Raw genomic sequence first — 17,624 nt, forward strand, 5'->3', positions numbered from 1 at the left:
GCGGGCGAACATGGCGTCTGGATAGGCTGTTCGCCGTGGAAGGGTCAAGGCGACCTGGAGCGCCAAGTGCAATCCGGCGACAAATCGGGCTATCGACAGACATGATCTTCCAGCGCGCGCTTGTCCCATATTCCGCCACCGGAGCCGCCCGGGGGCGGATCGACGTTGAGGTCGACTGGGAGGGGCGGAGCTGGATCCATGTCGTGTTCCGAGCCTCGGGTTTCGGCTCGACGATCATTCTCCCGACCGGAGAGGGCGGTCGCCGGGACGAGCTGTGGAAGCACACCTGCTGCGAGGTATTCGGGCTGCGGACCGAAGGCGGCTATGTCGAGTTCAACCTGTCGCCGTCCAGCGCCTGGGCGGCCTATGCCTTCACGGGCTACCGGACCGGCATGGCCGATCTGGAGGCGCCGGAGCCGCGGATTTCCTGCCTGGCCACCGAGGACGGCTTTGAGCTGACGGCGATCCTGTACGGGTCGGAATGGCCCCATCTGGAGGCATTGGGCGCGTCGGTGGTCATCGAGACCACGGACGGCGAGAAAACCTATTGGGCACTGGCCCATCCCTCGGATAAGCCGGACTTCCACCATCCGGAATCGTTCACGCTGCGGTCGCCCGCGCTGGAGCTGCCATGAAGTTCGGTCTCGACCGCCTGCTGTCCGATCCCTCCTTGAGCGCGCCGCTGAAGGGGCGGCGCGCAGCGCTGGTGGCCCATCCGGCGTCGACGACGCAGGACCTGACCCATGCGGTGGACGCCCTGGCGGCGCATCCGGACATCCAGCTGACGGCCGCCTTCGGCCCGCAGCACGGGATGAAGGGCGACCTGCAGGACAACATGATGGAGAGCCCGGACTATACGGATCCGGTGCACGGCATCCCCGTCTTCAGCCTGTACGGCGAGGTGCGCCGGCCGCACGGGCAGTGGATGAGCACCTTCGACGTGGTGCTGATCGACCTGCAGGACGTGGGCTGCCGCATCTACACCTTCGTGACGACGCTTCTGTACATGCTCGAGGCCGCCGCCGAGCACGGCAAGGAGGTCTGGGTGCTGGACCGGCCCAACCCCGCCGGGCGGCCCGTGGAAGGGACCATCCTTCGCGAGGGCTGGGAGAGCTTCGTGGGCGCCGGGCCGATGCCGATGCGCCATGGTCTGACCCTGGGCGAGATGGGCCTGTGGTTCATCGACCACTTCAAGCTGGATGTGGCCTACCGCGTCATCGAGATGGAGGGCTGGAAGCCCGCCGAGGGCCCGGGATACGGCTGGCCGCTGAGCCAGCGCAGCTGGATCAACCCCAGCCCCAATGCGCCCAATGTCTCGATGACGCGGGCCTACGCCGGGACGGTGATGCTGGAGGGGGCGACCCTGTCGGAAGGGCGGGGGACGACCCGGCCGCTGGAGCTGTTCGGGGCGCCCGACATCGACGCCCGCGCCGTGATCGCCGAGATGAAGGCCTTCGCGCCGCAGTGGCTGAAGGGTTGCGTGCTGCGCGACATGTGGTTCGAGCCGACCTTCCACAAACACGTGGGCAAGCTGTGCGCGGGCGTTCAGATCCACGTCGACGACCCGGCCTACGACCATGAGGCGTTCCAGCCGTGGCGGGTGCAGGCGCTGGGCTTCAAGGCGATCCGGCGGCTGTATCCCGACTACGACCTGTGGCGCGACTTCCCGTACGAATACGCCTTCGGCAAGCTGCCGATCGACGTGATCAACGGCGGGCCGGAGCTGCGCCAATGGGTCGATGATCCGGCTTCGACGCCGGACGCCCTGGACGCCCTGACCCGGCCCGACGAGCAGGCCTGGCTGGACACCCGCCGGCCCTTCCTGCTGTACCGGTGAGCGCGTCCCGGGACCGCCTGATCGGGGTCGCCTGCGGCCTGGGGGCCGGGGCCATGTGGGGGCTGGTCTTCCTGGCGCCCAAGGTCGCACCCGACGCCTCGCCCATGCTGATGAGCGCGGGCCGCTACCTGGCTTACGGGATCATCGCCGCCCTGTTGCTGGCGCCGCGCTGGAAGCGGGTCGCGGCCCTGCTGGACGCCAGGGCGTGGCGGGCGCTGGCCTGGCTGAGCCTGGCGGGGAACATCGTCTACTACCTGTTCCTGGTGGTCAGCGTGCATTTCGCCGGGGTCGCGGCCTCGGCCCTGATCGTGGGCATGGTGCCGGTGGTCGTGGCGGTCTGGGGCCTGCGCGATCCGGACGCGCCGCCGCTGAGGAAGGTCGGGCCGCCGATCCTGCTGGCGGCCTTCGCCGTGGCCCTGATCGGCTGGGAGAGCCTGTCGCGGGACGCCGCCGCCGGGCGGGACGCGGTCTCGGTGCTGATCGGACTGGGCTGTGGCCTGGCGGCCCTGCTGTGCTGGTCGGCCTATGCGGTCGGAAACAGCCGCTGGATGGCGCGGCTGCCGCAGGTGGGGGCGCATGACTGGTCGCTGCTGACCGGCGTGGTGACCGGCGCCTTCGCCCTGTTGCTGGCGGTGCCGGCTCTGCTGGGCGCGGGCGAAGCGACGGCGGAACAGTGGGCGCGGCTGGCGGCGGTCAGCGTCGGGGTGGCGGTTCTGGCCTCCATCGTCGGCAACGCCTTCTGGAACCAGGCCAGCCGCCTGCTGCCGCTGTCGATGCTGGGCCAGATGATCGTGTTCGAGACCCTGTTCGCCTTCCTGTACGGCTATCTGTGGGAAGGGCGCGGGCCGACGGTGGTGGAGATCGTGGCCATGATCCTGATGATCGTCAGCGTGGTCTGGTGCCTTCGGGCGCACCGGACATCCGCCGTAGCGGTAGTGGAAGGCGACCACTGACACGCGTCAGGCGGGAAAAAGTGCACTCCGAAAAAATGGAGTGCACATCGTGCACTTTTTCTCGTGTGGCGGGGTGGCGGCGAGCGGGTTCTACCGCAGGCGAGCGAGACGGACGGCGATGTCAAAGACCGGGATCAGTCTGGCACGGGCGTGCGTCAGAAACGGACGTGACGCCTGGGGTCCGGAACGGGAAACGCCGCCGGGCGGACCCGGCGGCGTTTGATTGTTCGATGATCCGTGATCCGTTCGAGATCAGGCCGGCTTCTCTTCCAGGCGCTTGTCCAGATAGGCGCCGACGCGGCGTTCGACGGCGCCGATGTGGTCCTGCCAAAAGTGGGTCGCGCCCTCTTCCAGTTCGTAGTCGATGATGATGCCCTTCTGGGTGCGCAGCTTGTTGACCACGCGCTCAACCTCGACCGGCGGGACGATGGTGTCGGCGGTGCCGTGCAGGAACAGGCCCGAGGCCGGGCAGGGGGCCAGGAAGCTGAAGTCGTACATGTTCGACGGCGGCGAGACCGAGATGAAGCCGTCCGTTTCCGGGCGGCGCATGAGCAACTGCATGCCGATGTAGGCGCCGAACTGGTAGCCGGCGACCCAGGTCTGGGTGGCGGCGGGATTGTTGGCCTGGAGCCAGTCCAGGGCGGTGGCCGCGTCGGCCAGCTCGCCGATGCCCGAGTCGAACTCGCCCTGCGACTTGCCCACACCGCGGCTGTTGTAGCGCAGGGTCGCGAAGCCGCGCTTCACGAAGAGCTGGTACAGGGTCACCGCCACCGGGTTGTTCATATGCCCGCCCGCCTTGGGGTGCGGGTGCAGGATCAGGGCGATGGGGGCGTTCGGACGCTTGCCCGGGGAATAACGGCCTTCGATGCGGCCAGATGCGCCGGGCAGGATGACTTCAGGCATGGGCGGAGCGAATTCCCGTGTTCAAACATCATTTCGCAGCTGCGTAATACTTGACCACGGGGGTAGGACTTTCTAAGTCCGCCTTGCGTGCCGCCGCTTTTGCGAAGGCGCGGGTTCTAGCACAGGACCCTCGTAAAGCGCGCAAATTTTGAAGGTGCGCGATGCGACTGTCGACCAAGGGACGTTACGCCGTGATGGCGATGGCCGATCTGGCCCGGAACGGACGCGCCGTGAGCGGCGAGACGCGGGCCGTTTCGCTGGCCGAAATCGCCACTCGGCAGGAGATTTCACTCAGCTATCTGGAGCAGCTGTTCGCGCGCCTGCGCAAGAGCGGGCTGGTGCAGAGCGTGCGCGGTCCGGGCGGCGGCTACCGCCTGGCGCGGGGCCCCGAGGCGACCATGGTGGCCGAGATCGTGCTGGCCGTGGACGAGCCGATCCGGGCCACGCGCTGTTCGGGCCTGGGCACGCCGCGCGGCTGCATGATGGGCGGCGAGCGCTGCATCACCCACAATCTGTGGGAAGACCTGGGCGCCGAGATCCACGCCTATCTGGCGGCGGTGTCGCTGGAGGACGTGGTCCTGAACCGCACCGGCGCGCGCCGCCGGTCGCAGGCCCCGGGCATGGAGGCGGCGGCGTGAGCGTCTATCTGGACTACAACGCCTCGGGCCTGGTGCGTCCGGAAGTGCAGGAGGCCATGGCCAAGGCCCTGGCCGACAACGGCAATCCGTCGGCGGTGCACGCCGCCGGACGCCGGGCGCGGGCGCGGATCGAGACGGCCCGGGCCCAGGTGGCCGATCTGGTCGGGGCCGATCCGACGGCGGTCATCTTCTCGTCGGGCGGCACGGAATCCAATGCGCAGGCCATCGTCAGCGCGCTGGCGGGCGGCTGCGAGCGGCTGATCGTCGGCGCGACCGAGCATCCCTGCGTGGCCGAGGCCGTCATGGCCTCTGGCGCGCCGGTCGAGGTGCTGCCGGTCGATGCGGACGGCGTGGTCGACCTGGCCTGGCTGGCCGAGGCGCTGGCGCGGCCGGGCAGGGCCGTGGTGGCCATTCATCATGCGAACAACGAAAGCGGCGTGATCCAGCCGATCGCCGAGGCGGCGAAGCTGGTGCGGGCCGCCGGCGGCTGGCTGCATGTCGACGCCATCCAGTCGGCAGGCAAGATTCCGGTCGACATGCGCGCCCTGGACGCGGACACCCTGACCCTGTCGGCGCACAAGCTGGGCGGACCGCAGGGCGTCGGCGCCCTGGTGCTGAAGCCGGGCCGCGAGGGCGTGCGCATCCTGCACGGCGCCGGACAGGAGCGCGGCCTGCGCGCGGGCACCGAGAATGTGCCGGGCCTGACCGGCTTCGGCGTCGCGGCCGACTGCGCCGCGCGCGACCTGGACGACGCCATCGCCCACGTCAGCTGGCGCGACGCCGCCGAGGCGCGGGTGAAGGCCGCCGGCGCGACCATCATCGGCGGCGCCGTGGCGCGCCTGCCCAACACCCTGTTCATGGCCGTCGAGGGCTGGGACAGCCCGCAGCAACTGATCACCCTGGATCTGGCGGGCGTGATGATCTCGGCGGGCAGCGCCTGCTCGTCGGGCAAGACCAAGCCGTCCAAGACCATCAGCGCCATGGGGCTGGATCACCTCGCCACGGGCGGGGTGCGCGTCTCGGGCGGCTGGGGCACCACCGAACAGGACTGGATCCGTTTCGCCGACGCCTGGATCGCGGCGTACGAAAAGCATGTCGCCCGCGTCAGTGAGCGGGCGAGGGAAGTCGCGTAAATCATGGCCGCCGTTCAGGAAACCATCGACGCCGTCGCCGCTCTCGAGAAGTACGAGCACGGCTTCAGCTCGGACATCGAACAGGAGTTCGCGCCCAAGGGCCTGAACGCCGATATCGTGCGCTTCATCTCCGAGAAGAAGGGCGAGCCGGAGTGGATGCTGGAATGGCGGCTGGCCGCCTTCGAGCGCTGGCAGGCGATGGAAGAGCCGACCTGGGCGGCGGTGAAGTACACGCCGGTCGACTATCAGGACCTGTATTATTACGCCGCGCCGAAGACCAAGGAGGGGCCCAGGAGCCTGGACGAGGTCGATCCGGAGCTGCTGGCCGTCTACGCCAAGCTGGGCATCCCGCTGAAGGAGCAGGAGGTGCTGGCGGGGGTGCAGGGCGCGCCGCGGGTGGCGGTGGACGCGGTGTTCGACAGCGTCAGCGTGGTGACGACCTTCAAGGCCGAGCTGGCCAAGGTCGGCGTGATTTTCATGCCGATTTCCGAGGCCTTGCGCGAACATCCTGAGCTGGTTCGCAAATACCTGGGCTCGGTCGTGCCGGTCTCGGACAACTATTTCGCGGCGCTGAACAGTGCGGTCTTCAGCGACGGGTCGTTCGTCTACATCCCGCCGGGCGTGAAATGCCCGATGGAGCTGTCGACCTATTTCCGCATCAACGCGAGCCAGACGGGCCAGTTCGAGCGGACCCTGATCATCGCCGACAAGGGCAGCTACGTCTCGTACCTCGAGGGCTGCACCGCCCCGATGCGCGACGAGAACCAGCTGCATGCGGCGGTGGTGGAGATCGTGGCGCTGGACGACGCCGAGGTGAAATACTCGACCGTCCAGAACTGGTACCCCGGCGACGCCGAGGGCAAGGGCGGCATCTACAACTTCGTCACCAAGCGCGCCGACTGCCGGGGCGACCGGTCGAAGGTGTCGTGGACGCAGGTGGAGACCGGCTCGGCCGTCACCTGGAAATACCCTTCCTGCATCCTGAAGGGCGAGGAGAGCTCGGGCGAGTTCTATTCCATCGCCATCACCAACGGACATCAGCAGGCCGACACCGGCACCAAGATGATCCACCTGGGCAAGAACTCGAAGAGCCGGATCATCGCCAAGGCGGTGTCGGCGGGCAAGTCGGACTCGACCTATCGCGGCCTGGTGTCTGTGCACCCGAAGGCGACGGGCGTGCGCAACTTCACCCAGTGCGACAGCCTGCTGATCGGCAAGGAGTGCGGCTCGCACACCATCCCCTACATCGAGGCCCGCAACGGCTCGGCCCAGCTGGAGCACGAGGCGACGACGACGCGGCTGAGCGACGACCAGATGTTCTACGCCCAGCAGCGCGGGCTGTCGCAGGAAGAGGCGGTGGCCCTGCTGGTCAACGGCTTCGTGCGCGACGTGCTGCAGCAGCTGCCGATGGAGTTCGCCGTCGAGGCGCAGAAGCTGGTGGCGATCAGTCTGGAAGGGAGCGTGGGGTGAGCGCCGCTACACGCGATCAGCTTGTCGGACGGGCTCGTACGATCCCCCGAGACATCTCCGGAGCGGCGTCGGTCGTCGGATTCCTGTTGTCGATCCTGGGACTGGTGCTGCTGATCGCCAGCCTGCCCGGCCTGTCCGGAACCCTTCGGCCCGACTGGCGCCTGGCCCTGGTCCTTCTGGTCGCCGGCGCCGCCTTGATGTGGTGGGGCGGGAGCGTCATCCAGCGCCGCTTCTCAGCCGCGGCGACGGCCGCTGGTTTCTCGCCTGTTCAAATCCGCGAAATTGAAGATGAGGCCGAGCGCCTCAACGAAGAAGAAGACTGATGCTCTCCATCTCCAACCTCCACGTCTCCGTCGGCGACAAGCCGATCCTCAAGGGGCTGACGCTCGACGTTCCCGCCGGTGAGGTGCACGCCATCATGGGGCCGAACGGGGCCGGCAAGTCGACGCTGGGCTACGCCCTGTCGGGCCGGCCGGGCTATGAGGCGACCGAGGGCGCCGTGGCGTGGAAGGGCGACGACCTGCTGACGCTGGACCCCGCCGAGCGGGCGGCCAAGGGCGTCTTCCTGTCGTTCCAGTATCCGCTGGAGATCCCCGGCGTGCCGGCGATGACCTTCATCCGCACCGCCCTGAACGCCCAGAAGCGGGCACGCGGCGAGGAGGAGGTCTCGGCCCCCGCCTTCCTGAAGCTGGTCCGGGCGGCGTCGGCGGCGCTGAAGATGGATTTCGACATGCTCAAGCGGCCGCTGAACGTCGGCTTCTCGGGCGGCGAGAAGAAGCGGATGGAGATCCTGCAGATGGCCCTGCTGGAGCCGTCGCTGCTGATCCTGGACGAGACGGATTCGGGCCTGGACATCGACGCCCTGCGCATCGTCGCCGACGGGGTCAACGCCATGCGCTCGCCGGAACGGTCGATGCTGGTGATCACCCACTACCAGCGCCTGCTGGACTACATCAAACCCGACCGCGTCCACGTGCTGGTCGGCGGCCGCATCGTCGCCTCGGGCGGCCCGGAGCTGGCGCACCAGCTCGAGGCGGACGGCTACGACCAGTATATGGTGCAGGCGGCGTGAACGCCCCGGTGCGCATCGACCTGAAGGCTGTCGAGACGATCCCGTCGCGGCGGACCGAGGCGTGGAAATATTCCGACCTGCGCCGCTGGCTGCGGGACGAGCCGCCGCTGTCGCCCGCCTTGCCCGAAGGCGAGCCCAATGCCGGGCCGTTCAAGGCGTTGACGCGCAATGAGGTGCTGATCGCCAACGGCCGCCTGAACTGGTGGTCGGAAGGCGAGATGGAGCCGGGCATCGAGGTCAGCCACCACGCCGGCCCGGACGCGCCGCGGATGGCCGACGAGATGCCGATGGGCGCGCTGGCCGCGGCCAAGGCGCTGGAAGGCGTCTACATCATCTCGTTCAAGGCCGGCGCGCCTCGCACCCTGGCACTGCGTCTGCTCAGCGACGCGGTGAAGACCGGCCACCACGCCCGGATCGGGGTGGTGGTCGAGGCCGGCGCCCACGCCACCCTGCTGGAATCCCACGAAGGCTGGGGCGAGGCCTATCTGTCCAACACCCTGCTGGAGATCACGGTCGAGGAGAGTGCGACGCTGGAGCGGGTCGTCCTGGTCGACGAGCCGCACGACGCGATTTCGGTGGCGTCAGTCGAGGTGCGGCTGTCGAAGCAGGCGGCCTATCACCAGACCATCGCCGCCTCGGGCGCGAAGCTGCAGCGTCTGGAGACCCGCATCGCCCACGCGGGCGAGGGCGCGACGGTGCGTATGGACGGTCTCTACGCCCTGTCCGGCGACCGCCACACCGACCTGACCAGCGTGGTCGATCACCTGGGCCCCGACGGCCTGACCAGCCAGCTGACCAAGGGGGTGGTGCGCGACACCGCGCGCGGGGTCTTCCAGGGCAAGATCATCGTCGAGCGCGGGGCCGACGGCACCGACGCCCGCATGGGCCACCACGCCCTGATCCTGGGCGAGCGCGGCGAGATCGACGCCAAGCCGGAGCTGATCATCTACGCCGACGACGTGCAGTGCGCGCACGGCAATACGGTTGGCAATCTGGACGAGAGCGCCCTGTTCTACATGCAGCAGCGCGGCATTCCGGCCGAGGAGGCGCGGGCGCTGCTGACCCAGGCCTTCCTGATCGAGGTGGTGGACCGCATCGCGCACGAGGGCGCGAGAGAGGTGGCGAGGACGTGGCTGACGGAACGCTTGTGAAGACCTTCGACGCCTACGCCGCCCGCGCCCAGTTCCCGATCCTGTCGCGGACGGTGAACGGCAAGCCGCTGGTCTATCTGGACTCGGCCGCCTCGGCGCAGAAGCCGCGGGCGGTGATCGACGCCCTGACGGCGGCGATGGAGGGCAGCTACGCCAACGTCCACCGCGGCCTGCACACCCTAGCCAATGAGACGACCGAGGCGTTCGAGGCCGCGCGCGAGAGCGTGGCGCGGTTCCTGAACGCCGAAAGCCCCGACAACATCGTCTGGACCAAGGGCGGCACCGAGGCGATCAACCTGGTCGCCAACGGGATCGGCCAGTCGATCCAGCCGGGCGACGAGATCATCGTCAGCCAGATGGAGCACCACTCCAACATCGTGCCGTGGCACCTGCTGCGCGAGCGGCGCGGGGCGGTGCTGAAGTGGATTCCGCTGCTGGACGACGGGTCGCTGGACATGGCGGCCTACGCCGATCTGCTGGGACCCAGGACGAAGGTCGTGGCCGTCACCCACATGTCCAATGTGCTGGGCACCATCAATCCGGTGGCCGAGATCACCCGCATGGCCCACGCGGTCGGCGCCAAGGTGCTGATCGACGGTTGCCAGGGCGCGGTGCATGGCCTGCCGGACGTGCAGGCCATCGGCTGCGACTTCTACGCCTTCACCGGCCACAAGCTGTACGGCCCCACCGGCATCGGCGCCCTGTACGGCAGGACGGATGCGCTGGAGGCCATGCCGCCCTACCAGGGCGGGGGCGAGATGATCGAGACGGTCGAGATGGACCGGGTGACCTACGCCAAGCCGCCGCACCGGTTCGAGGCGGGCACGCCGCCGATCCTGGAGGCCATCGGCCTGGGCGCGGCGATCGAGTGGCTGAGCCAGTATGACAAGGCGGCCATCGACGCCCACGAGCGGGCGCTGTACGCCCACGCCCGGGCGCGGCTGGACGGCGTGAACTGGCTGAAGGTGATCGGCGAGGCGGAAGGGAAGGGGGCCATCCTGACCTTCACCGTCGAGGGCGCCCACGCCCATGACATCGCCCAGGTGATGGACCGCTACGGCGTCGCCGTGCGCGCGGGCCTGCACTGCGCCGAGCCGCTGGCGAAAAGGTTCGGCCTGACGTCGAGCGCCCGGGCCAGCTTCGCCCTATATAATACGACCGAGGACGCCGACGCGTTCGCCGACGCCCTCATCAAGGCGCGTGAGTTCTTTGCATGACCGACCCGATGACCTCTGAAGCCCCGACACCGGACGATGACGGCGGCCGCGCCGCCGCGGTGGAATCCGGCAAGATCAGCCAGCAGGAACTGGACAAGCTGACCGACGACATCATCGAGGCGCTGAAGACGGTGTTCGACCCGGAAATCCCGGTCGACATCTATGAGCTGGGCCTGATCTACAAGGTCGACCTGTCGGACGAGCGCGATGTGCAGGTCGAGATGACCCTGACCGCCCCCGGCTGTCCCGTGGCCGGAGAGATGCCGATCTGGGTCGAGCAGGCGGTGATGAAGGTCGACGGCATCCGCTCGGCCCGCGCCGACATCGTCTTCGACCCGCCGTGGGATCCCTCCAAGATGAGCGACGAGGCCAAACTCGCGCTCAACATGTTCTGAGGACCGGATGAGCGAACTTTCGACCACCACCCGTCCGCGCCGTCCCCGTCCCAAGGCGATCAGCCTGACGGACGCCGCCGCCGCGCGCGTGAAGGACCTGATGGCCTCGGCCGAGGGCTCGGTCGTGGGCCTGCGCGTCGGCATCAAGAACGGCGGCTGCGCGGGTCAGGAATACACCTTCGCCTTCGCCGACAGCATCCAGCCGCTGGACGAGGTGGTCGAGGACAAGGGCGCCACCGTGCTGATCGACGGCAAGGCGGTGCTGTATCTGATCGGTTCGGAGCTGGACTTCGAGACCTCGAAGCTGGCCTCCAAATTCGTGTTCCGGAACCCGAACCAGACGGACGCCTGCGGTTGCGGCGAGAGCGTCACCATCGTTCCGGTAAAGGCCGACTGAGATGATCCGCCTTGAGGGGGTGACCCGGCGCTATCGCAGCGCGGCGGGCGAGCGCGTGGCGCTGGACAGCGCCGACCTGCATGTCGCCAAGGGCGAAGTGTTCGGCGTGGTCGGCCGCTCGGGCGCCGGCAAGTCGACCCTGATCCGCACCATCAACCGGCTGGAGACGCCGGACGCCGGCAAGGTGTTCGTGGACGGGCAGGAGATCACCGCCCTGAACCCGGCCGAGCTGCGCGCGGCACGGCGTCGGATCGGCATGATCTTCCAGCATTTCAACCTGCTGAACGCCAAGACGATCGCCGAGAACGTGGCCTTTCCGCTGCGGCTGGAAGGGCGGCCCGAGGCGGAGGTGAAGGCGCGGACGGCGGAGCTGCTGGAGCAGCTGGGCCTGTCCGAGCACGCGAACAAGCATCCGGCCCAGCTTTCGGGCGGCCAGAAGCAGCGCGTCGGCATCGCCCGCGCCCTGGCCTGCGGCCCCGGCGTCCTGCTGTGCGACGAGGCGACCAGCGCCCTGGATCCCGAGACGACCGAGGAGATCCTGACCCTGCTGGACGGGCTGAACCGCGACCTGGGCCTGACCATCGTGCTGATCACCCACCAGATGGAGGTGGTGCGCCGCGTCTGCGACCGGGTGGCGGTGCTGAAGGACGGCCGGATCGTGGAGCAGGGCGCGACGGCCGACGTCTTCCTGCATCCGCAGCATCCGGTGACCCGCGCCATGCTGGCCGAGGGCGAGGAGGCGTTCGACGCCTCGGTCGTGCCCGCCGGGGCGCGGCTGGCCAAGCTGACCTTCCGCGGCGCCTCGACCTATGAGCCCGAGCTGAGCCGCGTCGCGCGCTCGGTGGGCGTGGACTATTCGATCCTGTCGGGCCGCATCAGCCGCATCCGGGGCGAGCCCTACGGCCAGCTGGTGGTCGCCTTCACCGGCGGCGACGCCGAGGCGGCGGTGGCGCAACTGACGGCGCGCGGCGTTTCGGTTGAAAGCGTCCTGGGGGAGGCCGCCTGATGTTCGACAACGTCGACTGGAGCGAGATCGGCCGCGCCACCGTGGACACCCTGCTGATGCTGGGTGGGTCGCTGGTGCTGACGGTGATCCTGGGCGTGCCGCTGGGCGTGCTGCTGTACCTGTCGGGCAAGGGGCGGCTGGCGGCCAATCCGGTGCTGAACGCCGTGCTGTCCTTCGTGGTCAATGTGCTGCGCTCGGTACCCTTCATCATCCTGCTGATCGTCATGCTGCCGGTGACGGTGCTGCTGGTCGGGACCTCGCTGGGCGTGGCCGGGGCCATCCCGCCGCTGGTCGTGGGCGCGGCCCCCTTCTATGCGCGCCTGGTCGAGACGGCCCTGCGCGAGGTGGACAAGGGCGTGGTCGAGGCGACCCAGGCCATGGGCGGCTCCACCTTCCAGATCGTCACCCGAGCCCTGCTGCCCGAAGCCCTGCCAGGCGTCATCGCCGGCGCGACCGTCACGGCCATCGCCCTGGTCAGCTACACCGCCATGGCGGGGGTGGTCGGGGCCGGCGGCCTGGGCGACCTGGCCGTGCGTTTCGGCTATCAGCGCTTCCAGACGGATGTCATGGTCGTGACCGTCGTCCTGCTGCTGGTGCTGGTGCAAATCCTCCAGATGATCGGCGACCGCGTGGTCGCCGCCGTCTCCCACCGCTGATCGCTCCCCCCGAAAGGCCCTGCCATGATCCGTCGTTCGCTCCTGCTTTCCGCCGCCGCCGTCCTGACGCTCGCAGCCTGCGGCGCGGGCGGGGAGAAGAAGGGCGCCGAGGGCGGCCCGCTGATGGTCGGCGCGACCGCCGTGCCGCACGCCGAGATCCTGGAGGTCGTCAAGCCGATCCTGGCCGCCGAGGGCGTGCCGATCGAGATCAAGGTGTTCAACGACTACGTCCAGCCGAACGTGCAGCTGGCCGAGCGCCGGCTGGACGTGAACTATTTCCAGACCAAGCCCTATCTGGACGAGTTCAACGCCGCGCGCGGGACCAGCCTGATCACCGTGGCGGGCGTGCACGTCGAGCCGCTGGGCCTGTACTCGCGCAAGCATACCGCGCTGGCCGCCCTGCCTACGGGAGCGCAGGTGATCCTGCCCAATGACGCGTCCAACACCGGCCGCTCGCTGCTGCTGCTGCAGTCGGCGGGTCTGATCACCCTGCGCGACGGCCAGAACCCGCTGCAGACGGTGCGCGACATCACCGGCAACCCGAAGGGCCTGGTCTTCCGTGAGGTCGAGGCGGCGACCATCCCGCGCATCCTGCCGCAGGTCGATGCGGCGGTGATCAACACCAACTACGCGCTCGACGCAGGCCTGAAGCCGCGCGCCGACGCCCTGGTGCTGGAGGGGGCGAACAGCCCCTACGTCAACTATCTGGTCGCGCGCCCCGACAACCAGAACGACCCGCGCGTGCAGGCCCTGGCCCGCGCCCTGCGCAGCCAGGCGGTGAAGGACTTCATCGCGCAGAAGTACGAAGGCGCGGTGATTCCGGCGGCGTGAGGGGCGAGGGAGTAGGGCTTAGGAACTAGGGGGGAGGCGACGCTTCCCCTCGCTGATCAGCCACTCCACCACCTCAAGCGGGATTTCAGGTTCGAAGGCCGAGAAGGTCATCGAGCCGTCCCGGTCGCTGCGGAAGACCTCGGCGATCGAGTTCTCGTGCTCGTGCCCGTCGTAGAAGAGTTCGAGATACATCCCGTCTCGCGGGACATCTGAGCCCATCGTAACAGCTATGGTTCGACCACGGAGCTTCATGCGGCGGCGGCCTTCGCCGCCGCCTCAGCCTTCTTCACCTCGTCCGGCGTCGGCACCTGAACCGCCGGCGTCACGGGATTGCCCGTGGCCTCGGCGATCAGTTCGGCGGTGCGGCCTTCGACGGCGGCCTCCAGCCGGGCCAGGAACTCGTCTTTCGGCAGGCCGGTGGGGATGGGGTCGAGGAACTCCAGCGTGGCCGTGCCCGGGTTCTTGCGGAACGCCTCCTGCGGCCAGAACAGGCCCAGGTTGGTCGCGACCGGCACCACCGGCATGTCGAAGTCGCGGTACATGTGCCAGACGCCCGAGCGGTAGCGATACTTCTCGCCGACCTTGGCCAGGTTGCCTTCCGGATAGATCAGGATCTTGCGGCCCTCGGCGTGGGCGTCGGCGGCGCGGTGCTTGAGAGCGTCGCGCGCGGCGCGGCCGCCGCAGTTGTTGACCACGATAGCACCCAGCTTGCGCAGCACTGTGCCGAGCAGCGGAAACTTCTCCAGGTGGTCGCCGGTGACGAAGGCCAGGTCCTGGAAGCGGTCGTAGGTGGCGAAGCCGTCGCCCCAGCTCTGGTGCTTGGAGGCGATGATGAAGGCGCCCTGCGGCAGCCGGTCCTCGCCGCGATACTGGATGCGGATGCCCGCCAGCACGCGCATGGCCTGCACCATCCGCTTCACATAGCGGCGGATGATCCAGCCGGTGGCCCCGCGGCCGGGCGCCAGGGCCGCGATACAGGCGGCCAGGGTGTAGACGATGGACAGCGACCAGTAGGCGATCGCGAAGGCGAAGCTGCGCATGGGGGGACTATGCCCTGTTCTGACGGCAGGCCAACCGATCAGGCGGCGATGTCGAGCGATTCGGCCGAGGTGACCCGGTTCCGCCCGGTCCGCTTGGAGGCGTAGAGGGCCGCGTCGGCGCGTTCCAGCAGGGTCGAGCCCGTCTCGCCCGGACGGCGCACCGCGAAGCCGGCGGAGATGGTCACCGCGCCCAGTTCGTCATTGGTGGAGCGGCGTCGCAGCGAGCGCGACGCGATCTCCTTGCGGATGGCCTCCAGCGCGACCTCGACCTGCTTGCTGCTCTCGCGCGGGAAGATGATGGCGAACTCCTCGCCGCCGTAGCGGGCGGCGATGCGGGGCAACTGGCCGTAGCGGCCGATGACGCTGGCGACATAGCGCAGGACCTGGTCGCCGGTCTGGTGGCCCCAGGTGTCGTTGAAGCGCTTGAAGTGATCGACGTCGAGGACGGCCAGGACCATCGGTTCGCCGTCGGCCTCGACCTGCTGGCAGGCGGCGGCCAGATGTTCGTCGAAGGCCTTGCGGTTGGCCAGGTTGGTCAGGGCGTCCGTCATCGCGTCGCGGCGCACCTGTTCCAGGTGTTCGCGCAGGCGGGCGACCTCCTTGGTGGAGGCGTCGAGCTTCTTCTCCAGCGTCTCGTTCTCGCGCTGGACCCGGCGGGTGGCGGTGCTCAGGCCGCCGACGATGGTCTTCAGGGTCTCGCCGTCGCCGGCGGCGTCGATGCTGCTGGCAGCCTTGTCCAGGGTCTGGCCGTAGGCGGCCTGGGACCTGTGGGCCCGGGATATGGCGTCGGCGACGCTGGACAACTCGCGGTCCAGCACCCGGCCGGCGTCGCGGATCTCTTCGGTCAGGCGTCCGCGCGGCAGGTATTCGGCCGCCAGCATGTCGGCGGTGGCCTCGGTGAACGGCTCTTCGGCGGCCAGGATGCGCTGGATCTCACGGCCCAGGGCCCCATCGGGGTCCCCGAGATAGTGGAGCCACAATTCGAAATTCAGCGGGGTGGGCCAGACGCCCGCCGCCTCCATCTCATCGATCACCCGACGCGACAGGCTATAGGCTTCCGGTCCCCGGAGCGTGGTCTCGACCGACGAGGTCATGCGGAATTCTTCCCCATGCATCCGCCCCTGACGAACGGATACAGCGGCAAGACGCTAGAACGCCGATCGGTAACGCCGGGTTAAGCGTAACCGTAAGAAGGCCGGAAAAACCGTTAGTTTTTGATCGTCACCGGGCGGCGCAGGAAGGCCGGGATATCGGCCTCGCCGAACGGACGGCCGTTGCCGGCGCGCGCGTCGTCCGCCGGAGCGGCCTCGCGGCGGTCGGCGTTGCGGTCCCGATCACGATCCCGGCCACGACCCCGCTCGCGGCGCGGTTCGCGGGGTTCGCGAGGTTCGGAAACGGGGGCGGCTTCGGCCACGGGCGCGACGGCGTCCGGCGCGGCCTCAGTGACCGGGGCGGCCTCGACCGGCGCATCCACGGCGGGCTTGGCGCCGCGACGGCTGCGGGTGCGGCGGGCGGGAGCGGCTTCTTCGGCGGCGGGCGCGGCGACTTCAGCGGCGGGCTGTTCGACCGCGGCCTCGACCGATGCGTCCTCGGAGCGGGCGCGGGCAGGGCGTTCGCTGCGGGTGCGGCCGCGCTTGTCGCCGCGGCCCCCATCACGACCACTGTCACGACCGCCGTCACGGCGCGGCTGGTCCTTGATGGCGGCGAAGTCGATGCCGTCCAGCGTCAGCTCCTGCGGGTCCATCTTGATCAGCTTGAGCACCTTATCCAGCGACTTGTCGTCGGAGGGGGTGACGATCATGAAGGCCTGGCCCAGCTTGCCGGCCCGGCCGGTGCGGCCGATGCGGTGCACATAGTCGTCGGCGTGGTGCGAGACGTCGTAGTTGAAGACGTGGCTGACGTCCGGGATGTCCAGGCCGCGCGCGGCGACGTCGGAGGCCACCAGGATCTTCAGCGCGCCCGAGCGGAAGTCCGCCAGGGTCTTGGTGCGCAGGGATTGGTCCAGGTCGCCGTGGATCGGCGCGGCGTCGAAGCCGTGCAGCTTGAGCGACTTGGCGACGATGTCGACTTCCGACTTGCGGTTACAGAAGACGATGCCGTTCTTCACGTCGTCGCGGCCGACCAGGGCGCGCAGGGCGGTGCGCTTGGCCTTGGGGTCCGAGGTCGGGATGCGGACGATGTACTGGGTGATGGTGTCGGCGGTCATGGCCGGACGCGAGGCCTCGATCCGGGTCGGATCCTTGAGGAACTGCGTGGTCAGGCGCGTGATCTCGGGCGGCATGGTGGCCGAGAAGAACAGGGTCTGGCGCTTGGGCGGCGTCAGTTTGAAGATCTTCTCGATGTCCGGGATGAAGCCCATGTCCAGCATGCGGTCGGCTTCGTCGACGACCATGATCTCGACGCCGTTCAGCATCATCTTGCCGCGCTCGAACAGGTCGATCAGGCGGCCCGGGGTGGCGATCAGCACGTCCACGCCCTTGTTCAGGGCGGCGACCTGGTCGCCCATCGACACGCCGCCGATCAGCAGCACCCAGTTCAGCTTGGTGCCCTTGGCGTATTTGGCGAAGCTTTCAGCGACCTGGTCGGCCAGCTCGCGGGTCGGGGCCAGCACCAGGGCGCGCGGCATGCGGGCGCGGGCGCGGCCGGACTGCAGCCGGTCGATCAGGGGCAGGGTGAAGGCGGCGGTCTTGCCGGTGCCGGTCTGGGCGATGCCCAGGACGTCGCGGCCGGCGAGGGCCACCGGGATGGCGGCGGCCTGAATGGGGGTGGCGGTCGTATAGCCGGTATCGGCGACCGCTTGCAGGGTCGTGGGCGAGAGGCCCAGTTGCGAGAATTCTGTCATGGGTCCTTGGGACTGTGGAAGGACGCCCCGCGCATCGGGCCGTCGTGCGATGTCTCGGAACCGCCCTGTGCCGTGGGCGAGCG

Annotated in this window: 20 protein-coding genes; 15 read left to right on the plus strand and 5 right to left on the minus strand. The window is 68.9% G+C overall.

Going from position 1 to position 17,624, the window contains the following annotated elements; all coding sequences use genetic code 11:
• Positions 1-101 precede the first annotated feature (101 nt).
• Genes AC3WRV_RS08665 through AC3WRV_RS08675 form a run of 3 tightly spaced genes read left to right on the plus strand, consistent with a single transcriptional unit; the run spans position 102 to position 2,790 of the window.
• Positions 102-635: a DOMON-like domain-containing protein gene (locus AC3WRV_RS08665; protein WP_492312924.1), complete on the plus strand. Its 534-nt coding sequence runs from the start codon at positions 102-104 to the stop codon at positions 633-635.
• Entirely contained in the window at positions 632-1,837 is a 1,206-nt protein-coding gene (locus tag AC3WRV_RS08670; protein WP_492312925.1) for an exo-beta-N-acetylmuramidase NamZ family protein, read from the plus strand. Before AC3WRV_RS08665 ends, AC3WRV_RS08670 begins: the two co-directional genes overlap by 4 nt.
• On the plus strand, positions 1,834-2,790 hold the full coding sequence (locus tag AC3WRV_RS08675; protein WP_492312926.1) for a DMT family transporter: 957 nt from the start codon (positions 1,834-1,836) through the stop codon (positions 2,788-2,790). Before AC3WRV_RS08670 ends, AC3WRV_RS08675 begins: the two co-directional genes overlap by 4 nt.
• A gap of 252 nt (positions 2,791-3,042) precedes the next feature.
• Here the strand turns inward: AC3WRV_RS08675 and AC3WRV_RS08680 are convergent, their stop codons facing one another.
• A complete protein-coding gene (locus AC3WRV_RS08680) occupies positions 3,043-3,693 on the minus strand; it encodes an alpha/beta hydrolase (RefSeq protein WP_291839330.1) in 651 nt (216 codons plus the stop codon).
• A 161-nt stretch (positions 3,694-3,854) separates the two neighbouring features.
• Between AC3WRV_RS08680 and AC3WRV_RS08685 the strand changes: the two genes are divergently transcribed.
• From AC3WRV_RS08685 to AC3WRV_RS08740, 12 genes are all read left to right on the plus strand, one after another.
• Positions 3,855-4,331 (plus strand): Rrf2 family transcriptional regulator, encoded by a 477-nt coding sequence (locus tag AC3WRV_RS08685; RefSeq protein ID WP_291839328.1) that lies wholly within the window; start codon positions 3,855-3,857, stop codon positions 4,329-4,331.
• The gene (locus tag AC3WRV_RS08690) at positions 4,328-5,464 is read left to right on the plus strand and encodes a cysteine desulfurase family protein (RefSeq protein ID WP_492312927.1); all 1,137 of its coding nucleotides are present in this window, start codon (positions 4,328-4,330) and stop codon (positions 5,462-5,464) included. Before AC3WRV_RS08685 ends, AC3WRV_RS08690 begins: the two co-directional genes overlap by 4 nt.
• Positions 5,465-5,467: 3 nt before the next feature.
• Positions 5,468-6,934 (plus strand): Fe-S cluster assembly protein SufB, encoded by a 1,467-nt coding sequence (gene sufB, locus AC3WRV_RS08695; RefSeq protein ID WP_492312928.1) that lies wholly within the window; start codon positions 5,468-5,470, stop codon positions 6,932-6,934.
• A gap of 104 nt (positions 6,935-7,038) precedes the next feature.
• Entirely contained in the window at positions 7,039-7,257 is a 219-nt protein-coding gene (locus tag AC3WRV_RS08700; RefSeq protein ID WP_492312929.1) for a hypothetical protein, read from the plus strand.
• Positions 7,257-8,006: a Fe-S cluster assembly ATPase SufC gene (gene sufC / locus AC3WRV_RS08705; RefSeq protein WP_492312930.1), complete on the plus strand. Its 750-nt coding sequence runs from the start codon at positions 7,257-7,259 to the stop codon at positions 8,004-8,006. Before AC3WRV_RS08700 ends, sufC begins: the two co-directional genes overlap by 1 nt.
• Positions 8,003-9,157: a Fe-S cluster assembly protein SufD gene (gene sufD, locus AC3WRV_RS08710; protein WP_492312931.1), complete on the plus strand. Its 1,155-nt coding sequence runs from the start codon at positions 8,003-8,005 to the stop codon at positions 9,155-9,157. Before sufC ends, sufD begins: the two co-directional genes overlap by 4 nt.
• Entirely contained in the window at positions 9,136-10,374 is a 1,239-nt protein-coding gene (locus AC3WRV_RS08715; protein ID WP_492312932.1) for an aminotransferase class V-fold PLP-dependent enzyme, read from the plus strand. The genes sufD and AC3WRV_RS08715 overlap by 22 nt, the downstream gene beginning before the upstream one ends.
• Positions 10,371-10,769 (plus strand): SUF system Fe-S cluster assembly protein, encoded by a 399-nt coding sequence (locus AC3WRV_RS08720; protein WP_291837950.1) that lies wholly within the window; start codon positions 10,371-10,373, stop codon positions 10,767-10,769. The genes AC3WRV_RS08715 and AC3WRV_RS08720 overlap by 4 nt, the downstream gene beginning before the upstream one ends.
• A gap of 7 nt (positions 10,770-10,776) precedes the next feature.
• On the plus strand, positions 10,777-11,166 hold the full coding sequence (locus tag AC3WRV_RS08725; protein WP_291837948.1) for a HesB/IscA family protein: 390 nt from the start codon (positions 10,777-10,779) through the stop codon (positions 11,164-11,166).
• 1 nt (position 11,167) lies between these two features.
• Complete coding sequence (locus AC3WRV_RS08730) at positions 11,168-12,172, plus strand: methionine ABC transporter ATP-binding protein (RefSeq protein WP_492312933.1); 1,005 nt, start codon at positions 11,168-11,170, stop codon at positions 12,170-12,172.
• A complete protein-coding gene (locus AC3WRV_RS08735; protein ID WP_492312934.1) occupies positions 12,172-12,828 on the plus strand; it encodes a methionine ABC transporter permease in 657 nt (218 codons plus the stop codon). The genes AC3WRV_RS08730 and AC3WRV_RS08735 overlap by 1 nt, the downstream gene beginning before the upstream one ends.
• A 24-nt stretch (positions 12,829-12,852) precedes the next feature.
• Positions 12,853-13,659 (plus strand): MetQ/NlpA family ABC transporter substrate-binding protein, encoded by an 807-nt coding sequence (locus AC3WRV_RS08740; RefSeq protein WP_492312935.1) that lies wholly within the window; start codon positions 12,853-12,855, stop codon positions 13,657-13,659.
• Between the two features lie 18 nt (positions 13,660-13,677).
• Here AC3WRV_RS08740 and AC3WRV_RS08745 read toward each other — a convergent pair whose 3' ends face one another.
• From AC3WRV_RS08745 to AC3WRV_RS08760, 4 genes are all read right to left on the minus strand, one after another.
• Positions 13,678-13,851 carry a hypothetical protein gene (locus AC3WRV_RS08745; RefSeq protein ID WP_492312936.1) on the minus strand — a complete coding sequence of 58 codons (174 nt, stop codon included), beginning with the start codon at positions 13,849-13,851 and terminating at the stop codon, positions 13,678-13,680.
• Positions 13,852-13,907: 56 nt separating this feature from the next.
• A complete protein-coding gene (locus AC3WRV_RS08750; protein WP_492312937.1) occupies positions 13,908-14,699 on the minus strand; it encodes a lysophospholipid acyltransferase family protein in 792 nt (263 codons plus the stop codon).
• 38 nt (positions 14,700-14,737) lie between these two features.
• Positions 14,738-15,793: a GGDEF domain-containing protein gene (locus tag AC3WRV_RS08755; protein ID WP_492312938.1), complete on the minus strand. Its 1,056-nt coding sequence runs from the start codon at positions 15,791-15,793 to the stop codon at positions 14,738-14,740.
• A gap of 113 nt (positions 15,794-15,906) precedes the next feature.
• Positions 15,907-17,541 (minus strand): DEAD/DEAH box helicase, encoded by a 1,635-nt coding sequence (locus AC3WRV_RS08760; protein WP_492312939.1) that lies wholly within the window; start codon positions 17,539-17,541, stop codon positions 15,907-15,909.
• Positions 17,542-17,624 lie beyond the last annotated feature (83 nt).

The organism is Brevundimonas sp. EU05-FHT14B11 (assembly GCF_058790835.1).